At 64.4% G+C, this 25,819-nt stretch carries 27 protein-coding genes; 9 read left to right on the top strand and 18 right to left on the bottom strand.

Going from position 1 to position 25,819, the window contains the following annotated elements:
• Nucleotides 1–108 precede the first annotated feature (108 nt).
• The 3 genes from AB1Z25_RS13705 (at nucleotide 109) to AB1Z25_RS13715 (ending at nucleotide 2,928) form a co-directional block, all read left to right on the top strand.
• A complete protein-coding gene (locus tag AB1Z25_RS13705) occupies nucleotides 109–849 on the top strand; it encodes an acetoacetate decarboxylase (protein ID WP_107799720.1) in 741 nt (246 codons plus the stop codon).
• A gap of 112 nt (nucleotides 850–961) precedes the next feature.
• Nucleotides 962–1,744, top strand: a complete 783-nt coding sequence (locus tag AB1Z25_RS13710; RefSeq protein WP_107799721.1) for a 3-hydroxybutyrate dehydrogenase — start codon at nucleotides 962–964, stop codon at nucleotides 1,742–1,744.
• On the top strand, nucleotides 1,741–2,928 hold the full coding sequence (locus AB1Z25_RS13715) for a DUF3734 domain-containing protein (RefSeq protein WP_227103995.1): 1,188 nt from the start codon (nucleotides 1,741–1,743) through the stop codon (nucleotides 2,926–2,928). Before AB1Z25_RS13710 ends, AB1Z25_RS13715 begins: the two co-directional genes overlap by 4 nt.
• A gap of 35 nt (nucleotides 2,929–2,963) precedes the next feature.
• On the opposite strand, the gene yfcF is transcribed toward AB1Z25_RS13715, so the two are convergent.
• The 13 genes from yfcF to cmk all read right to left on the bottom strand — a co-directional run bounded on the left by yfcF (nucleotide 2,964) and on the right by cmk (nucleotide 14,526).
• The gene (yfcF, locus tag AB1Z25_RS13720) at nucleotides 2,964–3,587 is read right to left on the bottom strand and encodes a glutathione transferase (RefSeq protein WP_235087755.1); all 624 of its coding nucleotides are present in this window, start codon (nucleotides 3,585–3,587) and stop codon (nucleotides 2,964–2,966) included.
• 155 nt (nucleotides 3,588–3,742) lie between these two features.
• Entirely contained in the window at nucleotides 3,743–4,627 is an 885-nt protein-coding gene (cysM, locus tag AB1Z25_RS13725) for a cysteine synthase CysM (RefSeq protein WP_107799724.1), read from the bottom strand.
• A gap of 91 nt (nucleotides 4,628–4,718) precedes the next feature.
• Nucleotides 4,719–5,165, bottom strand: a complete 447-nt coding sequence (locus AB1Z25_RS13730; RefSeq protein ID WP_486635469.1) for an NUDIX hydrolase — start codon at nucleotides 5,163–5,165, stop codon at nucleotides 4,719–4,721.
• Entirely contained in the window at nucleotides 5,162–6,157 is a 996-nt protein-coding gene (gene rfaD / locus AB1Z25_RS13735; protein WP_107799726.1) for an ADP-glyceromanno-heptose 6-epimerase, read from the bottom strand. Before rfaD ends, AB1Z25_RS13730 begins: the two co-directional genes overlap by 4 nt.
• Nucleotides 6,158–6,212: 55 nt before the next feature.
• Nucleotides 6,213–6,791 carry a DUF924 family protein gene (locus AB1Z25_RS13740; protein ID WP_486635470.1) on the bottom strand — a complete coding sequence of 193 codons (579 nt, stop codon included), beginning with the start codon at nucleotides 6,789–6,791 and terminating at the stop codon, nucleotides 6,213–6,215.
• Nucleotides 6,792–6,827: 36 nt separating this feature from the next.
• The gene (gene rfaE1 / locus AB1Z25_RS13745; protein WP_304502833.1) at nucleotides 6,828–7,790 is read right to left on the bottom strand and encodes a D-glycero-beta-D-manno-heptose-7-phosphate kinase; all 963 of its coding nucleotides are present in this window, start codon (nucleotides 7,788–7,790) and stop codon (nucleotides 6,828–6,830) included.
• A gap of 8 nt (nucleotides 7,791–7,798) precedes the next feature.
• Complete coding sequence (locus AB1Z25_RS13750; protein ID WP_107799729.1) at nucleotides 7,799–9,118, bottom strand: UDP-glucose dehydrogenase family protein; 1,320 nt, start codon at nucleotides 9,116–9,118, stop codon at nucleotides 7,799–7,801.
• Between the two features lie 3 nt (nucleotides 9,119–9,121).
• Nucleotides 9,122–9,859 (bottom strand): orotidine-5'-phosphate decarboxylase, encoded by a 738-nt coding sequence (gene pyrF / locus AB1Z25_RS13755; RefSeq protein ID WP_107799730.1) that lies wholly within the window; start codon nucleotides 9,857–9,859, stop codon nucleotides 9,122–9,124.
• A 182-nt stretch (nucleotides 9,860–10,041) separates the two neighbouring features.
• Nucleotides 10,042–11,202: a lipopolysaccharide assembly protein LapB gene (gene lapB / locus AB1Z25_RS13760; protein ID WP_486635471.1), complete on the bottom strand. Its 1,161-nt coding sequence runs from the start codon at nucleotides 11,200–11,202 to the stop codon at nucleotides 10,042–10,044.
• A 120-nt stretch (nucleotides 11,203–11,322) separates the two neighbouring features.
• Nucleotides 11,323–11,616, bottom strand: a complete 294-nt coding sequence (locus AB1Z25_RS13765; RefSeq protein ID WP_019104285.1) for a LapA family protein — start codon at nucleotides 11,614–11,616, stop codon at nucleotides 11,323–11,325.
• 135 nt (nucleotides 11,617–11,751) lie between these two features.
• Nucleotides 11,752–12,066, bottom strand: coding sequence for an integration host factor subunit beta (locus AB1Z25_RS13770; protein WP_019104286.1), 315 nt, complete (start codon nucleotides 12,064–12,066; stop codon nucleotides 11,752–11,754).
• Between the two features lie 7 nt (nucleotides 12,067–12,073).
• Nucleotides 12,074–13,765: a 30S ribosomal protein S1 gene (gene rpsA, locus AB1Z25_RS13775; protein WP_085951937.1), complete on the bottom strand. Its 1,692-nt coding sequence runs from the start codon at nucleotides 13,763–13,765 to the stop codon at nucleotides 12,074–12,076.
• A gap of 92 nt (nucleotides 13,766–13,857) precedes the next feature.
• Nucleotides 13,858–14,526: a (d)CMP kinase gene (gene cmk / locus AB1Z25_RS13780; RefSeq protein ID WP_107799732.1), complete on the bottom strand. Its 669-nt coding sequence runs from the start codon at nucleotides 14,524–14,526 to the stop codon at nucleotides 13,858–13,860.
• Nucleotides 14,527–14,755: 229 nt separating this feature from the next.
• On the opposite strand from cmk, the gene aroA reads away from it, so the two are divergent.
• Together aroA and AB1Z25_RS13790 are read left to right on the top strand one after the other, a co-directional pair.
• On the top strand, nucleotides 14,756–16,048 hold the full coding sequence (aroA, locus tag AB1Z25_RS13785) for a 3-phosphoshikimate 1-carboxyvinyltransferase (protein ID WP_107799733.1): 1,293 nt from the start codon (nucleotides 14,756–14,758) through the stop codon (nucleotides 16,046–16,048).
• Between the two features lie 118 nt (nucleotides 16,049–16,166).
• A complete protein-coding gene (locus tag AB1Z25_RS13790) occupies nucleotides 16,167–16,586 on the top strand; it encodes a pyrophosphohydrolase domain-containing protein (protein WP_107799734.1) in 420 nt (139 codons plus the stop codon).
• Between the two features lie 185 nt (nucleotides 16,587–16,771).
• On the opposite strand, the gene AB1Z25_RS13795 is transcribed toward AB1Z25_RS13790, so the two are convergent.
• Nucleotides 16,772–17,404 carry a class I SAM-dependent methyltransferase gene (locus AB1Z25_RS13795; protein ID WP_107799735.1) on the bottom strand — a complete coding sequence of 211 codons (633 nt, stop codon included), beginning with the start codon at nucleotides 17,402–17,404 and terminating at the stop codon, nucleotides 16,772–16,774.
• A gap of 144 nt (nucleotides 17,405–17,548) precedes the next feature.
• The gene (locus AB1Z25_RS13800) at nucleotides 17,549–18,178 is read right to left on the bottom strand and encodes a LysE family translocator (RefSeq protein ID WP_107799736.1); all 630 of its coding nucleotides are present in this window, start codon (nucleotides 18,176–18,178) and stop codon (nucleotides 17,549–17,551) included.
• Nucleotides 18,179–18,387: 209 nt separating this feature from the next.
• On the opposite strand from AB1Z25_RS13800, the gene AB1Z25_RS13805 reads away from it, so the two are divergent.
• A complete protein-coding gene (locus AB1Z25_RS13805) occupies nucleotides 18,388–19,809 on the top strand; it encodes an aminotransferase-like domain-containing protein (RefSeq protein ID WP_107799737.1) in 1,422 nt (473 codons plus the stop codon).
• Nucleotide 19,810: 1 nt separating this feature from the next.
• Here AB1Z25_RS13805 and AB1Z25_RS13810 read toward each other — a convergent pair whose 3' ends face one another.
• Complete coding sequence (locus AB1Z25_RS13810) at nucleotides 19,811–20,740, bottom strand: L,D-transpeptidase (protein WP_227104011.1); 930 nt, start codon at nucleotides 20,738–20,740, stop codon at nucleotides 19,811–19,813.
• A 185-nt stretch (nucleotides 20,741–20,925) separates the two neighbouring features.
• Nucleotides 20,926–21,429, bottom strand: a complete 504-nt coding sequence (locus tag AB1Z25_RS13815) for a DUF2938 domain-containing protein (protein ID WP_486635472.1) — start codon at nucleotides 21,427–21,429, stop codon at nucleotides 20,926–20,928.
• A gap of 121 nt (nucleotides 21,430–21,550) precedes the next feature.
• On the opposite strand from AB1Z25_RS13815, the gene AB1Z25_RS13820 reads away from it, so the two are divergent.
• The 3 genes from AB1Z25_RS13820 (at nucleotide 21,551) to AB1Z25_RS13830 (ending at nucleotide 25,281) form a co-directional block, all read left to right on the top strand.
• A complete protein-coding gene (locus AB1Z25_RS13820; protein ID WP_486635473.1) occupies nucleotides 21,551–22,258 on the top strand; it encodes an ArsR/SmtB family transcription factor in 708 nt (235 codons plus the stop codon).
• Between the two features lie 44 nt (nucleotides 22,259–22,302).
• Nucleotides 22,303–23,841 carry a 23S rRNA (uracil(1939)-C(5))-methyltransferase RlmD gene (gene rlmD / locus AB1Z25_RS13825; RefSeq protein WP_486635474.1) on the top strand — a complete coding sequence of 513 codons (1,539 nt, stop codon included), beginning with the start codon at nucleotides 22,303–22,305 and terminating at the stop codon, nucleotides 23,839–23,841.
• A 255-nt stretch (nucleotides 23,842–24,096) separates the two neighbouring features.
• Nucleotides 24,097–25,281, top strand: a complete 1,185-nt coding sequence (locus AB1Z25_RS13830) for a NupC/NupG family nucleoside CNT transporter (protein WP_107799742.1) — start codon at nucleotides 24,097–24,099, stop codon at nucleotides 25,279–25,281.
• Nucleotides 25,282–25,339: 58 nt separating this feature from the next.
• Here AB1Z25_RS13830 and AB1Z25_RS13835 read toward each other — a convergent pair whose 3' ends face one another.
• Nucleotides 25,340–25,639 carry a putative quinol monooxygenase gene (locus tag AB1Z25_RS13835; protein WP_486635475.1) on the bottom strand — a complete coding sequence of 100 codons (300 nt, stop codon included), beginning with the start codon at nucleotides 25,637–25,639 and terminating at the stop codon, nucleotides 25,340–25,342.
• Nucleotides 25,640–25,819 lie beyond the last annotated feature (180 nt).

Here is a 25,819-nt window from a genome sequence, read left to right on the forward strand (position 1 = left end):
AGCCAGATGCACGCATGCCCGTCGGGCCGTTCCGCCGGCGGGCTCCTTTCGCAGCAGCGGCCGCGCCGTCCCGGCGCGACCTTTTGCCATCCAGGGAGCGCAGCACGTATGAACATCGACGCCATCCGCGAGCAGGCCTTCGCCATGCCGCTGACCAACCCCGCCTTCCCCCGCGGCCCCTACCGCTTCACCAACCGCGAATTCTTCATCATCACTTATCGCACCGATCCGGCCAAGCTGCGCGAGGCGGTGCCGGAACCGCTGCAGCCGGCCTCGGATCTGGTGAACTTCGAGTTCATCCGCATGCCGGACTCCACCGGCTTTGGCGACTACACCGAAAGCGGCCAGGTGATCCCGGTTCTGCTGGGTGGCGTGGCCGGCAATTACACTCACGCGATGTATCTGAACGACCACCCGCCCATCGCCGGCGGCCGCGAACTGTGGGGCTTTCCCAAGAAGCTGGCCTGCCCGCGGCTGCAAGTGCGCACCGACACCCTGGTGGGCGAACTGGACTACGGCCCGGTGCGGGTGGCCACCGCCACCATGGGCTACAAACATCACGCCCAGGACGCCAGCGCGCTGCAGCGCTCCATGGTCAACACGCCCAACTTCCTCTTGAAGATCATCCCGCATGTGGACGGCAGCGTTCGCATCTGCGAACTGGTGCGCTTTCACCTCAAGGACGTCACCGTGCACGGCGCCTGGAGCGGGCCGGCGGCGCTGGCGCTGTTCCCCCACGCGCTGGCCCCGGTGGCGGAACTGCCGGTGCTGGAAGTGGTGGAGGCGCGCCACATCGTCGCCGACCTGACCCTGGGCCTGGGCGAAGTGGAATTCGATTACCTGAACTAAGCGCCTGTACTTACAGAACCTGTTCAAAGTCTCGCGAGCAAGGACGAGACGAGGCGGAAACCGGCGCCAAGCCGCTACGCGGCGCATCCCACCCGACGACAAGGAGAGCAGCATGCAATTGAACGGCAAAGTGGCATTGATCACCGGCGCGGCCAGCGGCATAGGCAAAGCCATTGCGGAAACCTACGCCCGCGCCGGCGCGGCGGTGGCCATCGCCGACATCAACCTGACGGCGGCGCAGGCCGCGGCGGAAGAGATCAAGGCCGCCGGCGGCAAGGCGGTGGGCGTGGCGATGGACGTGACCCATGAGGAATCCGTCAACGCCGGCACCCAGGCGGCGGTGGACGCGCTGGGCGGGCTGGACATCCTGATCTCCAACGCCGGCATCCAGATCGTCAACCCGCTGGTGGACTACTCGTTTTCCGACTGGAAGAAGATGCAGGCCATCCACGTGGACGGCGCCTTTCTCACCACCAAGGCCGCGCTGCGCCATATGTATCAGGACAAGCGCGGCGGCACCGTGATCTATATGGGGTCGGTGCACTCCCACGAGGCGTCCAAACTCAAATCCGCCTACGTCACCGCCAAACACGCGCTGCTGGGCCTGTGCCGGGTGCTGGCCAAGGAAGGCGCGGAATACAATGTGCGCGCCCACGTGATCTGCCCGGGCTTCGTGCGCACGCCGCTGGTGGAGAAGCAGATTCCGGAGCAGGCCAAAGAGCTGGGCATCAGCGAGGAAGAAGTGGTCAAGCGCGTGATGCTGGGCAATACCGTGGACGGGGTGTTCACCACGGTGGAAGACGTGGCCCAGACCGCGCTGTTCCTGGCCGCCTTCCCCAGCGCCGCGCTCACCGGACAATCGGTGATTGTCAGCCACGGCTGGTATATGCAATGACGCCGCCGCACAACCCCGCCTGCCCGCAGAGCGGCGGCCTGTACCAGAGCCGCAGCCTGCCGCCCGGCCACCGCTACCAGGTGCTGGCGCTGGTGCTGCAGGGCGGCGGCGCGCTGGGCTCCTATCAGCCCGGCGTCTACCAGGGCCTGGCCGAGGCCGAGCTGCACCCCAACTGGGTGGCCGGCATTTCCATCGGCGCGCTCAACGCCGCCATCATCGCCGGCAACCCGCCGGAGCGGCGGGTGGAGCAGTTGCGCGCCTTCTGGGACACCATCTGCCGGCCGCCGTTTCTGCCGGCCAGCCCCTTCAGCCAACTGGACACCCACCATTGGCCGGCGGGGCTGAACGGACTGATGGCGAGCTGGGAGGCCTGGCGCGCGCTGACCGAGGGCCAGAACGGCTTCTTCCTGCCGCGCTCGCCCTGGCCAAGCGGCGCGCCCTCGCCCGCCAATTGCAGCCTTTACGACACCGCGCCGCTGAAGGGCACGCTGGAACGTTTCGCCGATTTCGACCGCATCAACGACAGCGATCAGATGCGGGTGTCGGTGGGCGCGGTCAATCTGCGTAGCGGCAACTTCGTCTACTTCGACAATACCCGCCAAAAACTGCGCGCCGAGCATTTCATGGCTTCCGGCGCGCTGCCGCCGGGCTTTCCGGCGGTGGAGATAGACGGCGAGTACTACTGGGACGGCGGCCTGGTGTCCAATACGCCGCTGAAGCAGATACTGAGCACCGAGCCGCGCAAAAACTCGCTGGTGTTCCAGGTGGACCTGTGGAGCGCCAAGGGCGAACCGCCCACGGACATGAAGGCGATCGCGATGCGGCAGAAGGACATCCAGTACTCCAGCCGCACCCGGCAGATCACCGACACGATGAAACGGGAACAGAACTACCGCGGCTTGCTGCGGCAGCTGATGGAACTGGTGCCGGAGGCGCAACGCGAACACCCGGCCTACCGCCACGCCCACGAACTGGCCTGCGGCCGGCTGTTGAAGGTGATACACCTGATCTACCAGGACAAGGAGTACGAAGACCACCACAAGGATTATCAATTCGGCGCCCAGACCATGCGCGCGCACTGGGCCAGCGGCTATCAGGACATCCGCCGCACACTACGCCATCCGGACTGGCTGGAGATGCCGTCGCCGGACCGGCCCTTCGTCACCCACGACGTGCATCGCTGAAACGGCAGTCCAGGCGCGGGCGCGCGCTCAGCCTTTCAAGCCGAGGCCGCCCGCCGTCCCAGCGCCAGCCAGTCCTGCACCGCCGGCCGCCGCCATTGGCGCTCGGCGTAGGCGGCCAAACGCGGCGGCAGCGCATCGTCGTATTGCAGCCGTTTCAGCATTAGCGCGAGATCGGTATCGGCCAGACACCAGGCGCCGAACAGCTCGCCGCCGTCGGCCGGCAGCAATTGCTCCGCGGCCGCGATCAGCTTGCCGGCCGCCTGGCGCGCTTCCGGCGCCAGCGTGCCCGCCGCCGGACGCAGAAACACCACCTCGGTGTTGCGGTCTTCCCGCAGCGCCATCAGATCGCTGCGCAGCCAGGCTTGCAGCTGGCGCGCGCGAGCGCGCTGGCGCAAGTCCTGCGGGTATAGCCGCGCGCGTTCGGGATAAGCGTCTTCCAGATATTCGGCAATGGCCGAGGATTCGCTGAGACGGAACTCGCCGTCTTCCAGCATGGGCACGCGGGCGGTCAGCGACTGACGCCGATAGTCGGCCGCCAGATTGGCCTGCGCCTCCAGGCTGACGGTCGATAGTTCGAAAGTCAGCCCCTTTTCTTTCAGGGCGACAAAGGCGGACAGCGCGTAAGGGCTGAGAAAACGGGAATCGACATGCAGCAGCATCGGAGCCTCCGGGACGGGGACAATGGACTCCCGATGCTAGCGACATGAGGCGCCGGACGCCAGCGCCAAAACGCGAACACTGCGTTCCGCCGCGCCGTCCGTCTTGTGACCCGGTTCACAAGCCCCTTGACCGGAAGGGGCGTGAACCCTCGCGCTCAGCCGAACAGTCCGGTGGACAGGTAACGGTCGCCGCGGTCGCAGATGATGGAGACGATGACCGCGTTCTCCAGCTGACGCGACAGGCGCAGCGCCACCGCCAAGGCGCCGCCGGACGAAGGCCCGGCCAGGATCCCCTCCTCGCGCGCCAGTTGCCGCGCCATATCCTCGGCCTCCTGCTGGCCGACGTGCTGCAAATCGTCCAGTTGCGAGAAGTCGCAAATCTTGGGCACGTAGGGGTCTTCCCATTTACGGATGCCGGCGATCTGGCTGCCCGGCTCCGGATGCACGCCCACGATCTGGATCGCCGGATTTTGCTGCTTCAGATAGCGGCTGGTGCCCATGACGGTGCCGGTGGTGCCCATGCTGGACACGAAGTGGGTGACGCCGCCCCGGGTGTCATGCCAGATTTCCGGCCCGGTGCTTTCATAGTGGGCCAGCGGATTGTCCGGATTGGAGAATTGATCGAGGATGCGGCCCTGGCCGGCGGCTTCCATCTTGCGCGCCAGGTCGATGGAACCCGGCATGGAGGCTTCCTTGGGGGTCAAGACCACTTCCGCGCCGTAGGCGCGCATCGCCTGCACCCGCTCGGCGCTGGAGTTCTCCGGCATGATGAGGATCATCTTATAGCCCATCATCGCCGCCGCCATCGCCAACGCGATGCCGGTGTTGCCGCTGGTGGGTTCGATCAGCGTATCGCCCGGCTGGATCTCGCCGCGCTCTTCCGCGCGACGGATCATGGACAACGCCGGCCGGTCTTTGACCGAACCCGCCGGGTTATTGCCTTCCAGCTTGACCAGCACGATGTTGCTGGTGACGCCGGGCAGGCGCTTGAGTCTGACCAAGGGGGTGTGGCCGACGAAATCTTCCAGATGCTTGTACACGACGCGTTCTCCAACGGGGAACGGCCATTATACCGATTGGCTATCAGCAAAGACGGAATCCTTATGTCTAAGCAAATAACCGTTGCTGCAACTATCTGCCCGCGGACGCTTCCGCCAGCATCGCCAGCAAGTCTTCAGGGAAATAGCGCGCGCCGGACGCGGCCAGTTCCTCCGGCGGCCACCAACGGCCCCGCCCCATCACCCGCCGCTCAAGCTCGGTCCAGCCGCCGTCGTCCAGCCTCGCGTGTTCGACGCGGATCAGGAAGAAATGCTCAAGCGCCCGCACCCGTTCTCCGTCCAACAGCGTCAACTCGAATGAGCGGCGGGCCACCGGCGAGCCGGGATCGGCGATAAGGTGACCGGTCTCTTCACGGCATTCGCGCCGGGCCGCGTCCGCCAGGCTTTCGCCGGCTTCGAGTTCGCCGCCCGGCGTGAACCAGTATTCGGCCCGGTCCGCCGGCTGGTAGGGAAAGAGCAGCACCCTGCCCGCGGGGTCGAGCATCAGCAGCCGCGCCGCCTGCCGGACGCGCAGCGTCATTGCTTGATCAGCCAATCCACGTAGCGATCCACGCCCTGCTCGACGTCAAACAGCTCAGCGCCGTAACCGGCGCTGCGCAGTTTGCCGATGTCGGCCTGGGTGAAACTCTGATATTTGCCCTTGAGCGCGTCCGGGAAGTCCACGTATTCGACGATGCCCTGAGCCGCCATCTCGTCCAGGCTCAGCGCCGGCTGGCCGTCATGGCGGCGGCAGGCGTTGACGGTGGCCACGGCCACGTCGTTGAACGGCTGCGAGCGGCCGGAACCCAGGTTGAAGATGCCGCTCTTTTCCGGGTGGTCCAGGAAATACAGATTGATCTTGGCCACATCCTCCACCGACACGAAGTCGCGGCTTTGCATGCCGTTGCCCCAGCCGTCCCAGCCGCCGAACAGCTTGACCTTGCCGTGTTCGCGATACTGATTGAAGTGGTGGAAGGCCACCGAGGCCATCCGACCCTTATGCTGCTCGCGCGGGCCGTAGACGTTGAAATAGCGGAAGCCCACCGCCTGCGCGCTCAGGCCTTCCTTCATGCGTTGACGCAGCACTTGGTCGAACAGGAATTTGGAATAGCCGTAGACATTGAGCGGGCCTTCGTACTGGCGCTCTTCCTTGAACACGGTGCCCTTGCCGTAGGTGGCGGCGCTGGAGGCGTAGAGGAACTGAATCTCCTCGTGCTGACAGTAGTCGAACAGGGCCAGCGTGTACTGATAGTTGTTATCCATCATGTACTTGCCGTCGTGGTTCATGGTGTCGGAACACGCGCCCTGGTGCAGGATGGCGGACAGTTCGCCCTCGAACTCGCCTTCCAGCAGCAAGGCCAGGAAGTCGTGCTTGTCCATATAGTGGGCGATTTCGCAATCCACCAGATTGCGGAACTTGTCGCCGCTGGACAGATTGTCCACGGCGATGATGTCGGTGACGCCGCGCTCGTTCAGCGCCTTGACCAGATTGGAACCAATAAAACCGGCGGCGCCGGTGACGACGATAGTCATGTTTTGCCTTTCCGCCGCCGGCCATCGCCGACGGCGCGAGAATATTGCTGCGCGTTTAAAAACCGGCGCCGGGCTCGGCCAGATAGGCCTTCTCGTCCGGCGTGTCCGTCCGGCCCAGCGCGGCGTTGCGATGCGGGAAGCGTCCGAAGCGGACGATCACGTCCCGGTGGCGGTGCGCGTAATCGATAAAACTCGCCATGGCCGCGTCCTCGGCCATGGTTTCAAACAAACGCACGGCTTCGTCCTGATCCGCCAGCGACTCGCTGTGCTCGAACGGCAGATAGACGAAGGTGCGGGCGATATGCGGCAGTTGCCGGTCCAGGCCGCGCGCCACCATCTCGCGCGCCAGCGCCAGCGCCTGGCCGTCGGTGGCGAAGGCCTCGGCCGAGCCGCGGAACAGATTGCGCGGGAATTGATCGGTCAGAATCAGCCAGGCCAGACCGCGGCGAGCGTCGCCGGCCTCTGCCGGCAGTTCCCCGGCGCGCGCCTGTCGCCACGCGTCCAGGAAGCGTTCGCGGATAATGCCGTCGAACACTTCATCCTTCTTGAACCAGGCGCTGCGCGGCACCGACAGGAAACTGTCGTCGCCGCCGCCAAACCAGAACGCCAAGATGGCATCGGTATAGTGCTGCATGTGTTCTCCTTCAGGATCCAGCCTGACTGGACGGGATCACACGGCGAAAAGTTCGCGCTGGCTGCACACCGCGGTGCCCAGCTTGCCCACCACCACGCCGGCGGCGGCGTTGGCGAGACTCATCGCCACCGGCAGCGGCTGGCCGGCGGCCAGCCCCAGGCCCAGCGTGCCGATCACGGTGTCGCCGGCGCCGGACACGTCGTAGACTTCGCGCGCGAAGGTGGGCTGATGCACCACGCCCTCGTCGCGGAACAAGGTCATGCCCTCCTCGCTGCGCGTCACCAGCAAGGCGTCCAGCGCCAAGTCCGCGCGCAAGGCCTGCGCCTTGGCGGTCAGCTCGCTCTCCGACGCCCAGCGGCCGGCCACCTGGCGGAACTCGCTGCGATTGGGCGTCAACAGCGTGGCGCCGGCGTATTTGCTGTAGTCGTCGCCCTTGGGATCGATCAACACCGGCTTGCCGGCCTGGCGCGCCAGTTCGATCATCTTGCTGACATGGGTCAGCCCGCCCTTGCCGTAATCGGACAGGATCACCACGTCGTGCTCGGCCAGGATCTGCTGATACTCTTCCAGCTTGCCGGCCAGGATCTCATGGCTGGGCGCGTCCTCGAAGTCGAGGCGGATCAGCTGTTGCTGCCGCGCCACCACGCGCAACTTGATGGTGGTGGCGATGCTGGGGTCGCGCTTCAGCGAGGTGGCGATGCCGTCCGCGGCCAGCAGGCGCTCCAGCGCCGAGGCGGCTTCGTCGTCGCCCACCACCGACAGCAAGGTGGCCTTGCCGCCCAGGCCGGCGATATTGCGCGCCACGTTGGCGGCGCCGCCGGCGCGCTCTTCAATGCGCTCGATCTTGGCCACCGGCACCGGCGCTTCCGGCGAAATGCGGGTGGCGTCGCCGAACCAATAACGGTCCAGCATCACATCGCCCACCACCAGGACTTTCGCTTGCGCCAGTTCGGCGGCCAGTTTGGAGCTGTCCAGCCCCAGGTCTTGCATCAGGCCCATGATTATCCTCAGCGGCCGATCGCGAAGTAATCGAAGCCCTGCTCGCGCATCCAGGCCGGATCGTACATATTGCGGCCGTCGAACACCAAGGGCTGCTTCAGCGCTTGCTTGACCGCGCTCAGGTCCGGCGCGCGGAACATCTTCCATTCGGTGACGATCAGCAAGGCGTCGGCCTGCCGCAACGCCGCCATCATATCGTCGGCGAAGCTCAGGCCGGCGATGTCGCCCATCACCCGCTGCGCTTCATGGATGGCCACCGGATCGAAGGCCACCACTTCCGCGCCGCGGCGGCTCAGTTCTTCCGCGATCACGCGGCTGGGCGCTTCGCGCATATCGTCGGTGTTGGGCTTGAAGGCCAGGCCCCACATCGCGAAGCGGCGGCCGGACAGATCTTGGCCGAAACGCGCCAGCACCTTGTCCACCAGGCGCAGCTTTTGCAGATCGTTGGCCTCTTCCACCGCGCTCAACACGCGCAGGTCATGGCCGTTTTCCTTGGCGGTCTGCACCAGGGCCTTGACGTCCTTGGGGAAGCAGGAGCCGCCGTAGCCCACGCCCGGATACAGGAAGTGATAGCCGATGCGCGGATCCGAGCCCATGCCCAGCCGCACCTGCTCGATGTCGGCGCCCAGGCTCTCGGCCAGATTGGCCAATTCGTTCATGAAGGAGATGCGCGTCGCCAGCATGGCATTGGCCGCGTACTTGGTCAGTTCGGCGGAGCGCACGTCCATTAGCAGCACGCGCTCGTGATTGCGCTGGAACGGCGCGTACAGCCGGCGCATCATCGCGGCCGCGCGCTCGTCGTCTACGCCGATCACCACGCGGTCCGGACGCATGAAGTCGTCGATGGCCGCGCCTTCCTTCAGGAATTCCGGGTTGGACACCACGCTGAATTCCAACGCCTCGCCGCGCTCGGCCAGGGTTTCCGCCACCGCCGCCTTGACCAGGTCGGCGGTGCCCACCGGCACCGTGGACTTGTCGACGATGACTTTGTAGTCCGTCATGTGGCGGCCGATATTGCGCGCGGCGGCCAGCACGTATTGCAGGTCGGCGGAGCCGTCCTCGTCCGGCGGAGTGCCGACGGCGATGAACTGCACGTCGCCAAAGGCCACAGACTCGGCGATGTCGGTGGTGAAGCTGAGCCGGCCGGCGGCGACGTTGCGCCGCACCATGTCTTCCAGACCGGGTTCGAAAATCGGAATGCCGCCCTGTTTCAGGATGGCGATCTTATTGGGATCCACATCCAGGCAGCACACGTGATAGCCGGTTTCCGCCAGACACGTGCCGGTCACCAGACCGACATACCCCGTACCGATAACTGTGATTTTCATATTTTATTGAGCCTGATAGTGCTGAATGTCTTGATTGATCGCGCGCAACACGGCCAGCGGGTCGGCGGCGCGGGTGATGGGCCGGCCTATCACCAGATAATCGGAGCCTGCGGCCAGCGCGGTCGTCGGCGTCATCACCCGGCGCTGATCGTCGGCGACGCTGTCCGCCAGGCGGATGCCCGGCGTCACCAGTTTGAATTCGCGGCCCAGCGCGGCTTTCAGTTCGCCGGCTTCCTGGGCCGAACACACCACGCCGTCCAGCCCGCAGTCGCGGGTCAGCGCGGCCAGCCGCAGCACATGCTCTTGCGGCGAAGCGGCGATGCCGATTTCGGCCAGATCCGCCGCTTCCATGCTGGTCAGCACCGTCACCGCGATCAAGAGCGGACGCTGGCTGTACGGCGCCAGCGCCTCGCGCGCGGCCTCCATCATCCGGCGGCCGCCGGAGGCGTGCACATTGACCATCCAGACGCCGGCTTCCGCCGCCGCCTTGCAAGCATGGGCCACGGTATTGGGAATATCGTGGAACTTCAAATCCAGAAACACCTGAAACCCTCTGGCCACCAGACTCTCCACCAGGCTGCGGCCGGAGGAGGTGAACAGCTCCTTGCCCACCTTGAGGCGACACTCGCTCGGGTCCAGGCGGCTGGCGAAGCGCAAGGCGCTGTCCGCGTCGGCAAAGTCCAGGGCCACGACGACGGGCGAAGTCGGCTGCGCCGCGTCGGCTGCGATCAAAGGATTCATGCTTGCTCCATTCTTGCCGCCGACGCTCGCCGACGGCCGGTATTCAAATCAGCGCAGCCGCTCTCTGGCGGCTGCACAACTATCCCTACGCCCAAGCCGCTGACAACACCTCGCGGAGAAGCAGAGGCAAGGCGCGCAGACGTAAGCAGTACATCTAGGCGTTTTGTCAGCGGCGCTGCTGCTTACTGCGATTCCGTCCGGTTGGCGGTGAAGCCCTCCCACTCGCCGCAGGCCGGGCAATGCCAGAAGAAGGCGCGCGAGCGGAAGTTGCAGCATTTGCAACGGTGCACGCTCAGGCGCTGCGCGTGCTTGAGCACCAAGGCGCGCGCCACTTCCGCGTCCATCCGCCCTTCCGGGCTCAATTCGTCCATCTGCGCCTCGATCAAGCGGTAGACGCCGGACAGGCTGGGACGGGCGTGCACGCCCTCGCGCGCGACTTCCAGCGCTTTTTCCTCGCCCTCGTAAGTGGCGATCTTCTGGTACAGCAGATCGGTCAGTTCCAGCTGCGGGAAAGTCTTCTGATAGCCGCGCAGCAAGGCGATGCCTTCCAGCGGCTTGTCCTGCCGCTCATAGGCGTCGAACAGCCGCTCGGCGGCCATCGACAAGTATTCGTAATTCTGCTTTTCAATGTTCTGCCAGGCCGCGATCGCCGCCTCCACATGACCGCCGGCGAACTCGATGTCTCCGAGGATCAGGCTGGCGCGCACGCACTTGCGGTTGGCCGTGAACGCTTCTTCCACATAGTGGCGCGCTTGTTCGCTATTGGATTTGTACAGCTCGCCCTGGGCCAGTTCGCAATAGAACTGCGCCACCTCGTGCTGGAAGGAATGCGCGTCGCTGCGCAGCTCCTTGGCGGTGGCGATGGCCTTGTGCCAATCGCGGTCCTGCTGGTAGATGTCCAGCAGCTGACGCCGCGCGGCCAGGCCCATATTGCCGTCCTGCAGCTTGATCAGAATCTCTTCCGCCCGGTCCACCAGACCCGCTTTACGGAAATCCTGGGCCAATTCGAAGCGCACCGCGTCGCGGTGCTCGGCCGGCAGATCCGGCGCGTCCAGCATGCGCTGATGCAACCGGATGGCGCGGTCGTTCTCCCCGCGCTTGCGGTAGAGCTTGCCCAAGGTGTGCTGCAACTCCAGCGCCGACCCTTGCTGGCGCGCCACTTCGGCCAGGGCCGAGGCGGCGATATCGGTCTTGTCCTCCACCAGCGCGTCCAGGCCGCGGAAAAATCCGGTCGGCACCGCCTTCGCCTGTTTCAGCACCGTGCGCATGTCCACGCGCGCGGCAAACCAACCCAGGCCGAAAAAGGCCGGAAACAATAGCAACCACCACAAATCCAGTTCCAACAGCAATCCTTTCCGGACAAACAACAACAGCCGCTCCCGGGCGGCATCATCAAGAACGACGGATTCCATCGCGGCGGCGCCTAGGCGCGGCGCCGGCTCGCTCCGCCGCTCGCGCTAGGCTCAATCGGCGATCGCGTCGCTGGGGTCGCTGATCACCTTGCTGGCGGGGGGACGGTTGCGCAATTCTTTTTTCAATTGGGACAGCTCTTTCCGGCTGCGCAGATAATAGCCGAGCGTGGCGAGCAGACCGACCAGCGCGCCAACCACGAAAAACAGCAGCAGAAACACAATCAGCGGCGCGGACCAGGACTGGCCGAAGAACAATTTGAATTCAACCGCATGGCTGTTTTGCACGGTGACCGCGATCAGGAATACCAACAGGGCCAATTCAACGATACGAAGCAGGTAACGCATGATCTCGCTCGATTTGTTTGCCGGAGTGCAAGTTTAAACGATAGCCCGGCGCAACCCAAGCTGGAATTTCAGCCGCGCAAAGAAAAAGCGCCGCAAAAAGCGGCGCTTCGGATTCGCTAGACAGGGCTTGAACGCCTAGGCTTCGCTCTGCTCCAACAGGGACAGATCGACGCGTTCGCGCAATTCTTTACCCGCCTTGAAATGCGGCACATATTTCTCAGGAACCGAGACGCTGGTGCCCGACTTGGGGTTGCGGCCAATCCGCGGCGGACGGTAGTTCAAATCGAAACTGCCGAAACCGCGGATTTCAATCCGGTTTCCCTGCGCCAGGTTATTGGCCATCGCATCCAAAATGGTTTTGACGGCCAACTCAGCGTCTTTGTAGACCAACTGAGAATTGCGCTCGGCGAGTCGTTCCGACAGCCTAGCGATCAGCTCAGATTTGGTCATGTCTCAATTACTCGTTAGAGCCGGACAGTTTTGCCTTCAGCAAGGCACCCAGATTGGTGGTGCCAGCGGAAGCGCTGTCAACGGACAGGCTCTTCAGAGCAACGTTGTCTTCCTGAGCGTCTTTAGCCTTGATGGACAGGCTGATGTTGCGGGACTTGCGGTCCACGGCAATGATCACGGCTTCCACTTCTTCGCCGTCCTTCAGAACGGAGCGAGCGTCTTCCACGCGGTCGCGGGACAGTTCGGAAGCGCGCAGGTAGCCTTCAACATCGGTGTCCAGAGTCACGACGGCGCCTTTGGCGTCAACGGACTTCACGGTGCCCTTAACCAGAGCGCCCTTGTCGTTCATCGCAACGAAGTTGTTGAACGGATCGCCTTCCATCTGCTTGATGCCCAGGGAAATGCGCTCTTTCTCAACGTCGATGGACAGAACAACGGCTTCAACCTCGTCGCCCTTCTTGAACTTGCGCACGGCTTCTTCGCCAGCTTCGTTCCAGGACAGGTCGGACAGGTGAACCAGGCCGTCGATGCCGCCCGGCAGGCCAACGAACACGCCGAAGTCGGTGATGGACTTGATCGCGCCCTTCAGCTTGTCGCCTTTGTGGAAGTTGTCGGCAAACTCGTTCCACGGGTTGGCCAGGCACTGCTTCATGCCCAGGGAGATGCGACGACGGTCTTCGTCGATTTCCAGGATCATGACTTCCACTTCGTCGCCAACCTGAACAACCTTGGACGGGTGTACGTTCTTGTTGGTCCAGTCCATTTCGGACACGTGCACCAGACCTTCGATGCCCTGTTCGATTTCCACGAACGCGCCGTAGTCGGTCAGGTTGGTCACCTTGCCGAACAGACGGGTGCCGGACGGGTAGCGGCGGGACAGGCCCACCCACGGATCTTCGCCCAGTTGCTTCAGACCCAGGGATACGCGGTTCTTCTCTTGGTCGAACTTCAGTACCTTGGCTTCCACTTCGTCGCCCACGGCCAGAACTTCGGACGGGTGCTTCACGCGGCGCCATGCCAGGTCGGTGATGTGCAGCAGACCATCGATGCCGCCCAGGTCAACGAACGCACCGTAGTCGGTGATGTTCTTGACGATACCCTTGATGATGGCGCCCTCTTTCAGGGTTTCCAGCAGAGCTTTGCGCTCTTCGCCCAGGGTTTCTTCCAGCACGGAACGACGGGACACAACAACGTTGTTGCGCTTGCGATCCAGCTTGATGACCTTGAATTCGATCTGTTTGTTTTCGTACGGGGTGGTGTCTTTCACCGGACGCACGTCAACCAGGGAACCCGGCAGGAAGGCGCGGATGCCGTTGACCATAACGGTCAGGCCGCCTTTGACTTTGCCGCTGATCAGACCGGACAGGATCTTGCCGGTTTCCAGAGCCTCTTCCAGCTCCACCCAAGCGGCCAGGCGCTTGGCTTTTTCGCGGGACAGCTTGGTTTCGCCAAAGCCGTTTTCCAGCGCGTCGATGGCGACGGTAACGAAGTCGCCGATGGCCACTTCGACCACGCCTTGGTCGTTCTTGAATTCTTCAGCCGGAATCAGGGACTCGGACTTGAGGCCTGCGTTCACGGTTACAAAGTTGGAATCAACTGCCACCACTTCGGCAGTGATCACCTCGCCCACGCGCATGTCGTGAAGGGTCAGGCTTTCCTCAAACAGCTGAGCGAAGTTTTCCATGGAGAGGGTAGTCATCAAGCGTACTCTCGGTGCGCGCCTTGCGGCGTGCGGGGTTAGGGTTGCACAACGGGTTTATTGCCTTGCAGCATTTTCACCCGACAAAAAAATCATAGGCCGGAGACCTGTCTTTCCTCGAACCAACGTAGAACCTGTGCGACCGCCTGGTCGATGGTCAGCTCCGTGGTGTCGAGCAAAAAGGCGTCCGGCTCCTGGCGCAGCGGCGCTACCGGCCGGGCGGCATCGCGCGCGTCCCGATCGATAATGTCCTGCAGAATCCGTGGGAGATTAGCAGAATCTCCCTTGCCGATCAACTGCTTATAGCGGCGCTCGGCGCGTTCCTCGGCGCTGGCGGTCAAAAACACCTTCAAGGCGGCGGCGGGAAACACCACCGAACCCATGTCGCGGCCGTCCGTCACCAGGCCCGGCAACTGGCAGAAATCGCGTTGGCGCTGCAACAGCGCGGCGCGCACCGCCGGCAGCGCGCCCACCTTGGACGCGCCGATGCCGATTTCCTCGCTGCGTATCGCCGCGCTGGCGTCGTTGCTCTCCAGCCACACCGCCCCGTCGGCGAACTCCACCGGCAAGCCGGAGGCGGCCGCGGCCAGGCCCGGCTCGTCGTCCCAGCCTATATTGTGACGCTGCGCGAACAGCGCCAGCAGCCGGTAGAGCGAGCCCGAATCCAGATAATGAAAACCCAGCCGCGCGGCGACCAGGGCGGCGACAGTGCCCTTGCCCGAGGCGGACGGGCCGTCGATGGCGATGACAGGTGCGGTCATGTACAGACGATGTCCTTGCAGAAATTCGCGCCGGCCGCCGCGACGGGCAACCGGCCAAACCGTCGATTTTATCTCAAAGCCGCGGGCCGGCGCAGCAAGATTCTACGACGCGCGCCGCGCCGACGCGCCGCCACGCGGGTTTGCGCAAAGACCTTCCTGGCGGTTACATTGTCCGACGGGCGCCGCGTCGCCCTTCGCCAACCCCAAGAACACAAGATCCCGAACCGCCATGGAACAACTGCATCTCGCCCCCGTCCTCCGCCTGTCCGGCGCCATCAAGCTCCCCGGCTCGAAAAGCATCTCCAACCGCACCCTGCTGCTGGCCGCGCTGGGCAGCGGCAGCACCCTGGTGCGCGATCTGCTGGATTCGGACGACATCCGCCACATGCTGGCGGCGCTGAAGCTGCTGGGCGTGGAGATCGAACAGATAGGCGACAGCCGCGACTTCCGCGTGCAGGGCGTGGGCGGCGAATTTCCGGTTAAAAGCGCAGATCTATTCCTCGGCAACGCCGGCACCGCCTTCCGCCCGCTGACCGCCGCGCTGGCGCTGATGCAGGGCGACTACCAACTCAGCGGCGTGCCGCGCATGCACGAACGGCCGATCGGCGATCTGGTGGACGCGCTGCGCGTGGCCGGCGCCAAGATTCAGTACCAAGGCCAGCCCGGCTACCCGCCGCTGACCATCGCGCCGGCGCAACTGGAGGCCGGCCGGGTCATCCCGGTCAAGGGCAATGTGTCCAGCCAGTTCCTCACCGCCTTGCTGATGGCGCTGCCACTGACCGGCGAAACCGCGGTCATCGAAGTCAGCGGCGAGCTGATCTCCAAGCCCTATATCGAAATCACCCTCAATCTGATGGCGCGCTTCGGCGTGCGGGTTGAGCGCGACGGCTGGCGCCGCTTCACCATCCCCGGCGGCCAGACTTATATTTCCCCGGGAGAGGTTCACGTGGAAGGCGACGCCTCCAGCGCGTCCTATTTCCTCGCCGCCGGCGCGCTGGCGGGCGGCCCGGTGCGGGTGGAGGGCGTGGGCGCGGACAGCATTCAGGGCGACGTCAAGTTCGCCGACGCGCTGCGCCTGATGGGCGCCGAAGTCAGCATGGGGCCCAATTGGATAGAAGCCCGCGCCAGCCTCCCGCTCAAGGCGATAGACGCCGACTTCAACCACATCCCGGACGCGGCGATGACCTTGGCGGTGGCGGCGCTGGCCGCCGACGGCACCAGCACGCTGCGCAATATCGAAAGTTGGCGCGTCAAGGAAACCGACCGCCTGAGCGCGATGGCCGCCGAGCTGCGCAAGGTCGGCGCCGTGGTGGAAGAAGGCCAGGACTACATCCGCATCACCCCGCCGCCGGCCTTGACGCCGAACGCCGAGATCGACACCTACGACGACCACCGCATGGCGATGTGCTTCTCCCTGATTTCGCTGCTGGGCGCCCCGGTCACCATCAACGACCCCAAATGCGTGGCCAAGACCTTCCCCGATTACTTCGACGCGCTGGCCGCGCTGAGCGCTCAGGCGTAAACCCCGCGGCGCCCTGATCCAGCCCCGCCCCGGCGGGGCTTTGTTTTGCCCACCGCTTGCGCCCCGCCCGCCGATAAAACACAATATATGGATCACAAAAACAGAAAGACGCTAAATAATGGAAAACTTCTTCGCCCTACGCCGCCAATTCATGCAGCAGTTCGACATCCCCAGCCCGGCTCAGCCGCAATGGCAGCCGCAGCAGCTGGCGATGTGGGAGACCATGCTGGGCGAAGAGCTGGCGGAATTCCAGCAAGCGCTGGCCGACTACAAGCGCCAGGACGGCGATGAAGCGGAACGCGCGCGCCGGATGGCGGAGCTGCTGGCCGAGGGCGTGGACGTGCTCAATGTGCTCAGCGGCCTGCTGATGTCGCAAGGCCTGCCGCTGGAAGAGATGACGCGGGAGATCCACGCCGCCAATATGCGCAAATGCGTGGACGGCAAGATTGTGCGCCGCGAGGACGGCAAGGTGCTGAAGCCGGCCGGCTGGCGGCCGGCCGACAAGGAAGGAGTGATACGCCGGGCGCTGGAGTCCTGAGAACCTGTTTACTTTCTGCTGCGCGTCGTGAAACGTGACGCGGCGAGTACCGCTTCGAAATGCTCATGCACCACTTGTACATTCCGCTTTCTCAGCCGCAACGCCTTGTCTCATCTTAGCTCGCGAGATCGTAAACAAGTTCTGAGAGCCCGATAAAGCCCGCCGCGCGTCGGCGGCAACGGCGCTCAGTGATCCCGCCGCGCGAACAGCCGGGCGATGCCGTGGTAATGCGGCTGGCCATGGCCGACATCCAGCGCATACTCCTCTTGATAGGCCAGCAGGCTCAGCGCCGAGAACTGACGGCGCAGCTCTCCCGGCTGGTAGTAATGCTTGACGTAGGAGGCCGTCTCGCTGGCCACCCGGCCCAGGGCGTCGCACCCCGGATCGTCGACCGTGAACACCGATACGAACAGATGGCCGCCCGGCTCCAGCGCGGCGGCCATCTGGCGCGCCAGCGCCTCGCCCTCGTCCGCACCCAAGTGATCCAGCGAAGTATTCGCGACGATCAGCCGGAAACGCCCCGGCTCCAGCTCCAGGCCGGCCAGATCCGCCACCCTGCCACTCACGTTCAGCCTGCGCTCGTCCGCCGCCTCGCCCAGACTCGCGATCGCCTCCGCCGAACCGTCCACCGCCGTCATCGCGAAGCCCCGCTGAGCCAGAAACAAGGCGTTGCGACCCTGGCCACAGCCCAGATCCAGGCCGGCTCCGTCGCCCGCCACATGATATTTTTCCAGATACTGGACCAAGGACGGGGACGGCTTGTCCCCGTAGAAGGACGTGCTCGAACGATACACGCCGTCGAAACCCGCTGCTGTCATGATGATGCCCCCGTCTCGGCTGCCCGCCTACGGCCTACCCCGGCCCGGGTGCGTCCCAGGATACCTGTACGATAAGCCACCTACCCTTTTGGACAGCATAGACGATGTCCCCAGCAAGAACATCCCTATCGATTTAGCTATTCATCAAATCATTTGCGGCAGCGCGTGCAAGGACTGCGCCGGCAGCATTTCCAGCAACAGCCAGATCGCGGTTCCCGCCAGCATCGCCGCCATGCCGCAATTGAAAACCCTCAACCGGCGCGGCGACGCCAGGAAGCGGCGCGCAGCCACGCCGGACCCCGCCCACAGCGCGATGCACGGCAGGCCGATGACGAAAGTCAGCGCCGCGAACAGCAGACCGGCATGCCAGGCGTTCATCTTGGCCGGCAGAAACACCATCGCGATATTGAAACCCATCAGCCACACCTTGGGATTCAACCAGTTGAACAGCACCCCGCCCCAAAACCCCATAGGAGCGCCGCCGGATTCGCCCGCGGCCGGCGCCGAGCGCGCCATGCCCCAGGACAGCCACAGCAGATACAGGCAGCCGGCCATGGCCAGATAAATCTGCACCGAAGCGATGACGGCGACCAGGCTGCCCAGAAACACCGTCAACAGGCCCACCTGCACCGACAGGCCCAGCGACATGCCCAGCAAGGCCGGCACCGTGCGGGAAAAACCGTGATTGACCCCGGACGAGGCCAATACCAGATTGTTCGGCCCCGGCGTGATCGACATCACCAACAGATAAGTCACCAACGCAACAAAGTTCATTACCGCTCCAAACCATAGCCAGCGGCCGGACAATCCGGACGCGACATGTTTTCAATGCTGGCCATGATAACGCCGCCGCAACATCGAATACAGATTCAGAAAAATTGAATTGGAACCATAACAGTTTTACAATTTCAAAACTGTTATGGTCGTTTTTGCGGAAAATTGTACCGATGGCGACCCCCACATCTGTCAGCGAGGCCCCCAGCATGAGCGACGAACCCCTCTATCAGCAGTTGGTCAACGAATGGATCACCCTGATCCAGACCGGCGTGGTGCAGCCCGGAGAACGGCTGCCCTCGGTGCGCAAGGCCTGCGAAATGCACAAGGTCAGCCCGTCCACCATCCTGATGACTTACCGCACGCTGGAGGACCGCGGCCTGATCGAGGCGCGGCCGCAATCCGGCTTCTACGTCAAATCCGCCGCCACCCTGCCGCTGCCGCGCATGCGCCGGCAAAGCGCCGCCCACCACGCCGGCGAGGTGGTGGACCAGATCGAAGCGGTGATGACGGCGCAGACGCGGGAGGATTTCATCGACCTGTCCTTGGCCAGCCCGCGCGGCAGCGACTTCTACCCCACCACCCGCTTCAAGCACATCATGGGGCGGCTGCTACGCCAGCACCCGGAGCTGACCACCGATTACCCGTTTCCGCCCGGCTCGGAACGGCTACGCCGCCAGATCGCCCAGCGCGCGGTCAGCTGGGGCTGCGTGCTGGCCGCCGAGGACTTGGTGATCACCAACGGCTGCACCGAGGCGCTGCAACTGGCCTTGCGCGCCTGCTGCAAGCCGGGCGACACCGTGGGCCTGGAATCGCCCACTTATTTCGCGCTGCTGCCCACGCTGAAGAACCTGGGCCTGAGCGTGATCGAAATTCCCACTCATCCGGCCAACGGCCTGTCGCTGGACGCGCTGGAACTCTTGCTGTCGGAGAAAAGGCTGAACGCCATCGTGGCCATGCCCACCGTGCACAATCCGCTGGGCTGCACCATGCCAGCCGAGGCCAAGCAAAGGCTGGCGGCCCTGGTCAACGAACACCAGGTGCCGCTGATCGAGGACGTGCCGCACGCCGATCTGCACTACGACGGCGCCACCCCGGACGCGGTCAAGGCCTATGACCGCGACGGCTGGGTGCTGCTGTGCTCCAGCTACAGCAAGACCTTGGCGCCGGGTTTTCGCATCGGCTGGATCGCGCCCGGGCGCTTCTTGCGGGAAGTGACGCGGCTGAAGTTCGCCAGCTCGCTGGCCCAGCCGCGCTTACTGGAGGAAACGCTGGCGGAATATCTGGAAACCGGCGGCTACGACCACCACCTGCGGCTGATCCGCCGCCACTTCATGAGCCAGATGGAAAGGCTGCGCGGCACCGTCGCCAGCTGCTTCCCGGCTCAGACGCGGGCCACCTCGCCGTCCGGCGGCTGCCTGCTGTGGGTGGAGCTGCCCAGCGGCGTGGACACCATGACATTGTTCCAGACGGCGCTGGCCGAACGCATCACCATCGCGCCCGGCACGCTGTACTCGGCCAAGGGGCGCTACCGCAATTGCGTGCGGCTGTCCTGCTGCTATCCGTGGAACCCGGCGTACGAACGCGCCTTGCGGCGCGTGGGGGAACTGGCGGGAGAGATGGCCGACTGAATCAGGCCGGACGGCCGCTACGCGGCGGCTGGGCGCGCACCGCGGCGCGCGAAGAGGACGGCGCGGACGACGGCGCCACCGCCGGCGCGTGCTGCGGCGCGGACGCCGGCGGCGTAGCCTGCGACGGCAACGGACCGCCCGGCTCGCGGCCGGCCGGTTCGCGCGCGAACTGAGTATCGTCCGCCTTGCCCGGCGACAGCCAGCGCACCGCGGACAGATCGCCGTCCACCTTGGCCTTGGCCACGTCCTTGCAGGTCAGACACACCGGCACGCCCTTGCGCGCCTTCAAAGCCTGGTCCACCCGCGCGCCGAACACCACCGCGGACTTTTGCTTCTGCCAGGCCAGCAGCGTTTCGGCCAGCATCGGGAAGGAAGGATCGTCCTGCTTGTAATGATTGCGGTAAGCGGTCAGCCACAGTTCGCCGGCGGCGTCCTGGTTCAGCAACACGGTCTGATAAGCCACCGTGACCGCGTCGCCGCGGCCCACGGTCTTGGACAGCAGCAAGGCGTCGTCGTTTTTCATGCGCACGCAGCCATGGCTGCGGAAACCGGGCACCGAGCCGGGCGCGTTGGTGCCGTGAAAGCCCAGGCCCAGCTTGGCCTCGCCGAAACGAATGAAGACCGGCCCCAGCGGGTTCTTGGGCCCCGGCGGCACCACAGTCTGCACTTCCTTGCCGCTGCGGCGCATTTCTTCCTGGATGGAGCGCGGCACATGCCAGGCCGGCGCCTTGTAAATGCCGGTAATGTCGAAGCTGCCGATCGGCGTCTGGGTCAGCATCTTGCCCACCGCCACCGGATAGATCTTGGACAGCCTGCCGTCCTGGTACTGGAACAGCCGCGCCTGCGGCAGGTTCAGCACCAAGTGCAGGCCCGCGGGGTTGACCTGCACATCAGGCTCGGGAATCACCGCCGCGCCGACAAACGGCGCCACGCCAAGCCCAAGCCAACCCAACAGCCCAACACATCGCTTCAACATACCGCACCATATCTAAAATCACTATTGTTCGATTCTAACAGAAAGCGTGGGAAAGCAAGATTCTGACTATTACCAAGCCCCTGCCGCCTCCGGGCCGTCGCTAATATTGTCGGTTTTACGCCAGCATAGCCGGCTTGAGCTCAAAACGCAGGCCAATGCGCCAAAACCCAGGCCGCCGCGTACAGGCCCAGGCCGAAGCTGGCGTGCGCCGCCAGGCTGCGCCGGCGCGACAGCCATGGCCGCGGCGTTTTCGACGCGAAGAAACCCGCGCCCATCGCCGGCTGCATCAGCAGGAAAGGCGCCGCCACGCTGGCGAGGCCGAACAAGAGCGCGGGCCCCGGCGTCGGCGCGCGCCACCAAAGCTCGCCGCACGCGGCCAGCAACAACAGCGCGAAGACGACGCCAATCAAATAATGCGCCAGCCAGCCCAGCGCCCGCTCGCCGCGCGCCGGCTCGGCGCGGGCGATGCTTGCGTGGCGGAAGCGGCCGCGCCGCCAATGCGCCATCCAGCGCCCCACCAGCGCGTAATCCAGCGACGGCGTGCCAAAGCTTCGCCGCAGCCAGTACGCCCACGCGTCCATCACCGCCGTGGCGCCTACGCCCACCAGCGCGCCGCGCGCCAACCATTCCGTCACCGCCTCCATGCCCTCTCCCCATCAACCATTCAATGCCCACGCCGCGCCCGACGCGACGCCGGCGCTGACAAACGCCGACCAATAGATTATCATTAAATAGATTGATTGAATGATATTTTGAAGGCCGTCCATGACCAGCACTCCTCCGCCCGCTCCGGAACGCTTCGCCGACCTGGCCGACCTGGCCCGCACGCTGAGCCACGCCCACCGACTGTTGCTGCTGGAACACATCGCCCAAAGCGAGCGCCCGGTTGAGCGGCTGGCCGAGCTGGCCGGCCTGTCCATCGCCAACGCCTCGCAACACCTGCAACACCTGAAGCGCGCCGGACTGGTCCTATCGCGCCGCGACGGCAAGCGCGTGATGTACCGGCTGGGCGACGGCCCCATTCTGTCCGTGCTGGACGCGCTGCGCCGTCAGGCCGAGCACCGCCGCGCCGCCGTCCGCGCGCTGCTGGACGACGCCGCCGCCCGGCCCGAGACGCTGGACGGCGTCACGCTGGACGAGCTGCTGCGCCGCTTGGGCGACGGCGACCTCATCCTGCTGGATGTGCGGCCGGCGGACGAGTACGCCGCCGGCCATCTGCCCGGCGCGCTCAACCTGCCGCCGGAGCGGTTGGAACACGGCCTGGCACAGCTCAGCGCCGGCGCCGAAATCATCGCCTACTGCCGCGGCCCTTTCTGCGTGCTGTCCACCCAGGCGGTGGCCGCCTTGCGCGCCCGCGGCCTGAACGCCAGGCGGCTGGACAGCGGCTTCCCGCAATGGAAAGCGGCCGGGCTGGAGGTCGAAACCGGCGCGCCGGCCGGCGCGGACAAAAAACCCCTGCGCGTTGCCAGATAATTTGAGAAAATCGCCGCTTTCCGTTTGATTTTCCAAGCAACACCATGACGCACAAACAGACTATCGCTCAGGTCGAGTCGCTGGACCACGAAGGCCGGGGAGTCGCCCACGTCGATGGCAAGACCATCTTCATCGACGGCGCGCTGCCTTATGAAACCGTGGTCTACAGCGCCTATCGCAAGAAGTCTTCCTACGAGAACGCCAACACCAGCCAGGTGCTGAAGGAAAGCTTTCTGCGCACGCAGCCGCGCTGTCCGCATTACGGCACCTGCGGCGGCTGTTCGATGCAGCATGTGGAGTTCTCCGCCCAAGTGGCGGTCAAGCAAAGGGTGCTGGAAGACAATCTGGCCCGCATCGGCCGGGTCAAGCCGCAACAGGTGCTGACGCCCATCGCCGGCCCGGCCTGGCACTACCGCCACCGCGCGCGGATGTCGGCGCGGCTGGTGGAGAAAAAGGGCGGCGTGCTGGTGGGCTTCCACGAGAAGCGCTCCACCTACATCACCGATATGAACGAGTGCCACATCCTGCCGCGCCATATCTCGGACCTGATCGTGCCGCTGCGCGAGATGATCTACAAGCTGTCGATCAACAACCGCATGCCCCAGGTGGAGCTGGCGGTGGGCGACAAGGTGGACATCCTGGTGTTCCGCAATATGGAAGCCATCAACGACGCCGACCACGCGCTGCTGCGCGCCTTCTCCGACGCCCACGGCAGCAAGGAGCGGCCCTTGCAGATGTGGCTGCAGCCCAAGGGCCCGGACACCTGTTATCCGGTCTACCCGCTGGACGCGCCCAAGCTGACTTACAGCCTGCCGGAATACCGCGTGGAGATGCCCTACTACCCCACCGAGTTCACCCAGGTGAACCCCGAGATCAACGCGGTCATGGTGGCGCGCGCGCTGAAATTCCTGGACCCGCAGCCGGGCGAGCGCATCGCCGACATGTTCTGCGGCATCGGCAACTTCACCCTGCCCATCGCCCGCTCCGGCGCCGAGGTGCACGGCATGGAAGGCAGCCAGCCCCTGGTCAAGCGCGCGGTGGAAAACGCCACCCACAACGGCCTGCAGGACAAGGTCAGCTATGAGATGGCCAATCTGTTCGAAGTCACCGAGGAGTCCTTCGCCGCGCTCGGCCGCTTCGACAAGATGCTGGTGGACCCGCCGCGCGACGGCGCGGTGCAGCTGCTGAAGGCCATCACCGAGGACACCGCGCCCAAACGCATCGTCTACGTGTCCTGTAATCCGGCCACGCTGGCGCGCGACGCCAATGTGCTGGTGCACACCAAGGGCTACACGCTGAAGGCGGCCGGCATCATCAATATGTTCCCGCACACCGCCCATGTGGAATCCGTGGCCTGGTTCGAAAAAACCGGCCCGTGCAAGAGCCGCAGCGAAATCGCCGCGATCGAAGCCGCCGAGGAAGCCGAACGCGAAGCGGTGAAAGCGGCGCAACGCGCCGAGGCGGCGGCGGAAGCCGCCAAGAAGGAGCAGGAGCTGGCTGAAAAGGCCGCGGCCAAGCAGGCCCGCCGCGATTATTATTTCGCCGAACAAGCCCGCCGCGAAGCGGAACAGCAAGCGCAATAGTCCCGCATGCGACAAGCCTCCGGCCATGGCCGGGGGCTTTATTTTTGAGCCGGCCGCGCAGCTTGTTTGATCAAACCGGCTGGTTTGCGACAGCGGATAAGCGCACAGTGGCGGGCGAATGCGTTTTACATGGAATCAGCAATCGCTTCATGTCAAAATTCGCCGTTCGCCAATCAACAACACAAGCACACACAGCGGGCGCGCCCGCCAACATCGCCGCTCCTGCCTGAAGGACGGCCCATCAAGGCAATAGATATGCACATACTTCAATTCGTCTTCGGACTGCTGGTTGTCTTCCTGCTGACCCAAGTGGTGGCGCGCGACCGCAAGAACATCAAGATCCGCTACGTGCTGCAACTGATCGTGGTGGAGATGGCGCTGGCCTACTTCCTGCTGCACTCCAGCTACGGCCTGACCCTGGTGGGCGGCGTGGCCGGCGTGTTCGACAAACTGATGAGCTACGCCGGCGAAGGCACCAACTTCGTGTTCGGCGGCCTGCTCAATCAGGGCGAGTTCAGCTTCTTCCTCAAGGTGCTGATGCCCATCGTCTACATCTCGGTGCTGATCGGCATCCTGCAGCACATCCGCGTGCTGCCCTGGGTGATACGCGGCATCGGCTGGGTGCTGGCCAAGATCAGCGGCATGGGCAAGATCGAGTCCTTCAACGCCGTCGGCTCCATGATCGTGGGCCAGTCCGAGAACTTCATCGCCTACAAGAACATCATCGGCAGCTTCTCGGAAAAGCGCATGTACACGCTGGCCGCCACCGCCATGTCCACGGTGTCCATGTCCATCGTCGGCTCCTATATGCAGATCATCCAGCCGCGTTTCGTGGTCACCGCGCTGATTCTCAATCTGTTCAGCACCTTCGTCATCCTGTCGCTGATCAACCCCTACGACGCCAGCCGCGACGACGATGAACTGATCAGCGCCGAAGCCGCCCACCGCATGTCCTTCTTCGAAATGCTGGGCGACTACATCATGGCCGGCTTCAAGATCGCCGTGATCGTCGGCGCGATGCTGATCGGCTTCATCGCGCTGATCACCACCGTCAACCACCTCTTCGACGCCGTCTTCGGCGTGAACTTCCAGTACGTGCTGGGCTATGTGTTCTATCCCTTCGCCTGGCTGATGGGCATCCCGGCCGCCGACATCATGCCGGCCAGCAGCATCATGGCCACCAAATTGGTGACCAATGAGTTCGTGGCGATGATGGAATTGAAAAAGCTCACCGCCCAGCTGTCGGAATACACCATAGGCGTGATCTCCATCTTCCTGGTGTCCTTCGCCAACTTCAGCTCCATCGGCATCATCGCCGGCGCGGTCAAGGGCCTGGACGAGGAGCGCGGCAATATGGTGTCCCGCTTCGGCCTGAAGCTGGTATACGGTTCCACCCTGGTCAGCATTCTGTCGGCGTTGATCGGCGGCCTGGTGCTCTAAACCGGCCCCTCCTCCGCCAACAGGCCCGGTCTATGCCGGGCCTGTTTCATTTCCCGCCTCAAGCCACCTTGTCGAGGAAAATCAGCTTGATCGGCTCAGCCAGCAATTCATCGAAGCGCTTTTCGAAGGCCCGGAAGTAAGGCGCGGCCAAATGCTCGTCCAGCGCGGCGCGGCTGACGAAGGCTTCCCGCATGTAAAAGCTGCCCGGCTCGTCCGTGAGTTCGAACAGGATGTAATCGAGGTTGCCCGCCTCGCGGCGAGTGGGCTCGACCAAGGCGGTCAGCGCAACGCGAAGCGCTTCGCGCTGGCCCGGCTTGGCCTTGAGCACGGCGATGCTGGTCAGGGGGGATGTCGTCATGATGCGGTTCTCCGTTCTTGGGATGATGATGCGGCAGCGGCGCGCTGGCCTACGCCTCAAACCGTCAGTATGAAGACGCCGCGCAAGGCCAAACAGACCGTCCGCGCGCAGACTCTTTCAATCCAGGTTTGAAAACGCCGCGCCACCCGGCGCCGGGCAATAAAAAACCCGGCGCAAGCC

The organism is Chromobacterium sp. HL1 (assembly GCF_057418835.1).

What these genes read in the sequence shown, in the direction of transcription:
- AB1Z25_RS13705 (WP_107799720.1), top strand. Translation starts at nt 109, where the DNA reads ATGAACATCGACGCCATCCGCGAGCAGGCCTTCGCCATGCCGCTGACC.
- AB1Z25_RS13710 (WP_107799721.1), top strand. Translation starts at nt 962, where the DNA reads ATGCAATTGAACGGCAAAGTGGCATTGATCACCGGCGCGGCCAGCGGC.
- AB1Z25_RS13715 (WP_227103995.1), top strand. Translation starts at nt 1,741, where the DNA reads ATGACGCCGCCGCACAACCCCGCCTGCCCGCAGAGCGGCGGCCTGTAC.
- yfcF (WP_235087755.1), bottom strand. Translation starts at nt 3,587, where the DNA reads ATGCTGCTGCATGTCGATTCCCGTTTTCTCAGCCCTTACGCGCTGTCC.
- AB1Z25_RS13730 (WP_486635469.1), bottom strand. Translation starts at nt 5,165, where the DNA reads ATGACGCTGCGCGTCCGGCAGGCGGCGCGGCTGCTGATGCTCGACCCC.
- rfaD (WP_107799726.1), bottom strand. Translation starts at nt 6,157, where the DNA reads ATGACTATCGTCGTCACCGGCGCCGCCGGTTTTATTGGTTCCAATCTG.
- AB1Z25_RS13740 (WP_486635470.1), bottom strand. Translation starts at nt 6,791, where the DNA reads ATGCAGCACTATACCGATGCCATCTTGGCGTTCTGGTTTGGCGGCGGC.
- rfaE1 (WP_304502833.1), bottom strand. Translation starts at nt 7,790, where the DNA reads ATGGGCCTGATGCAAGACCTGGGGCTGGACAGCTCCAAACTGGCCGCC.
- AB1Z25_RS13750 (WP_107799729.1), bottom strand. Translation starts at nt 9,118, where the DNA reads ATGAAAATCACAGTTATCGGTACGGGGTATGTCGGTCTGGTGACCGGC.
- pyrF (WP_107799730.1), bottom strand. Translation starts at nt 9,859, where the DNA reads ATGAATCCTTTGATCGCAGCCGACGCGGCGCAGCCGACTTCGCCCGTC.
- AB1Z25_RS13765 (WP_019104285.1), bottom strand. Translation starts at nt 11,616, where the DNA reads ATGCGTTACCTGCTTCGTATCGTTGAATTGGCCCTGTTGGTATTCCTG.
- AB1Z25_RS13770 (WP_019104286.1), bottom strand. Translation starts at nt 12,066, where the DNA reads ATGACCAAATCTGAGCTGATCGCTAGGCTGTCGGAACGACTCGCCGAG.
- rpsA (WP_085951937.1), bottom strand. Translation starts at nt 13,765, where the DNA reads ATGACTACCCTCTCCATGGAAAACTTCGCTCAGCTGTTTGAGGAAAGC.
- cmk (WP_107799732.1), bottom strand. Translation starts at nt 14,526, where the DNA reads ATGACCGCACCTGTCATCGCCATCGACGGCCCGTCCGCCTCGGGCAAG.
- aroA (WP_107799733.1), top strand. Translation starts at nt 14,756, where the DNA reads ATGGAACAACTGCATCTCGCCCCCGTCCTCCGCCTGTCCGGCGCCATC.
- AB1Z25_RS13790 (WP_107799734.1), top strand. Translation starts at nt 16,167, where the DNA reads ATGGAAAACTTCTTCGCCCTACGCCGCCAATTCATGCAGCAGTTCGAC.
- AB1Z25_RS13795 (WP_107799735.1), bottom strand. Translation starts at nt 17,404, where the DNA reads ATGACAGCAGCGGGTTTCGACGGCGTGTATCGTTCGAGCACGTCCTTC.
- AB1Z25_RS13800 (WP_107799736.1), bottom strand. Translation starts at nt 18,178, where the DNA reads ATGAACTTTGTTGCGTTGGTGACTTATCTGTTGGTGATGTCGATCACG.
- AB1Z25_RS13805 (WP_107799737.1), top strand. Translation starts at nt 18,388, where the DNA reads ATGAGCGACGAACCCCTCTATCAGCAGTTGGTCAACGAATGGATCACC.
- AB1Z25_RS13815 (WP_486635472.1), bottom strand. Translation starts at nt 21,429, where the DNA reads ATGGAGGCGGTGACGGAATGGTTGGCGCGCGGCGCGCTGGTGGGCGTA.
- AB1Z25_RS13820 (WP_486635473.1), top strand. Translation starts at nt 21,551, where the DNA reads ATGACCAGCACTCCTCCGCCCGCTCCGGAACGCTTCGCCGACCTGGCC.
- rlmD (WP_486635474.1), top strand. Translation starts at nt 22,303, where the DNA reads ATGACGCACAAACAGACTATCGCTCAGGTCGAGTCGCTGGACCACGAA.
- AB1Z25_RS13830 (WP_107799742.1), top strand. Translation starts at nt 24,097, where the DNA reads ATGCACATACTTCAATTCGTCTTCGGACTGCTGGTTGTCTTCCTGCTG.
- AB1Z25_RS13835 (WP_486635475.1), bottom strand. Translation starts at nt 25,639, where the DNA reads ATGACGACATCCCCCCTGACCAGCATCGCCGTGCTCAAGGCCAAGCCG.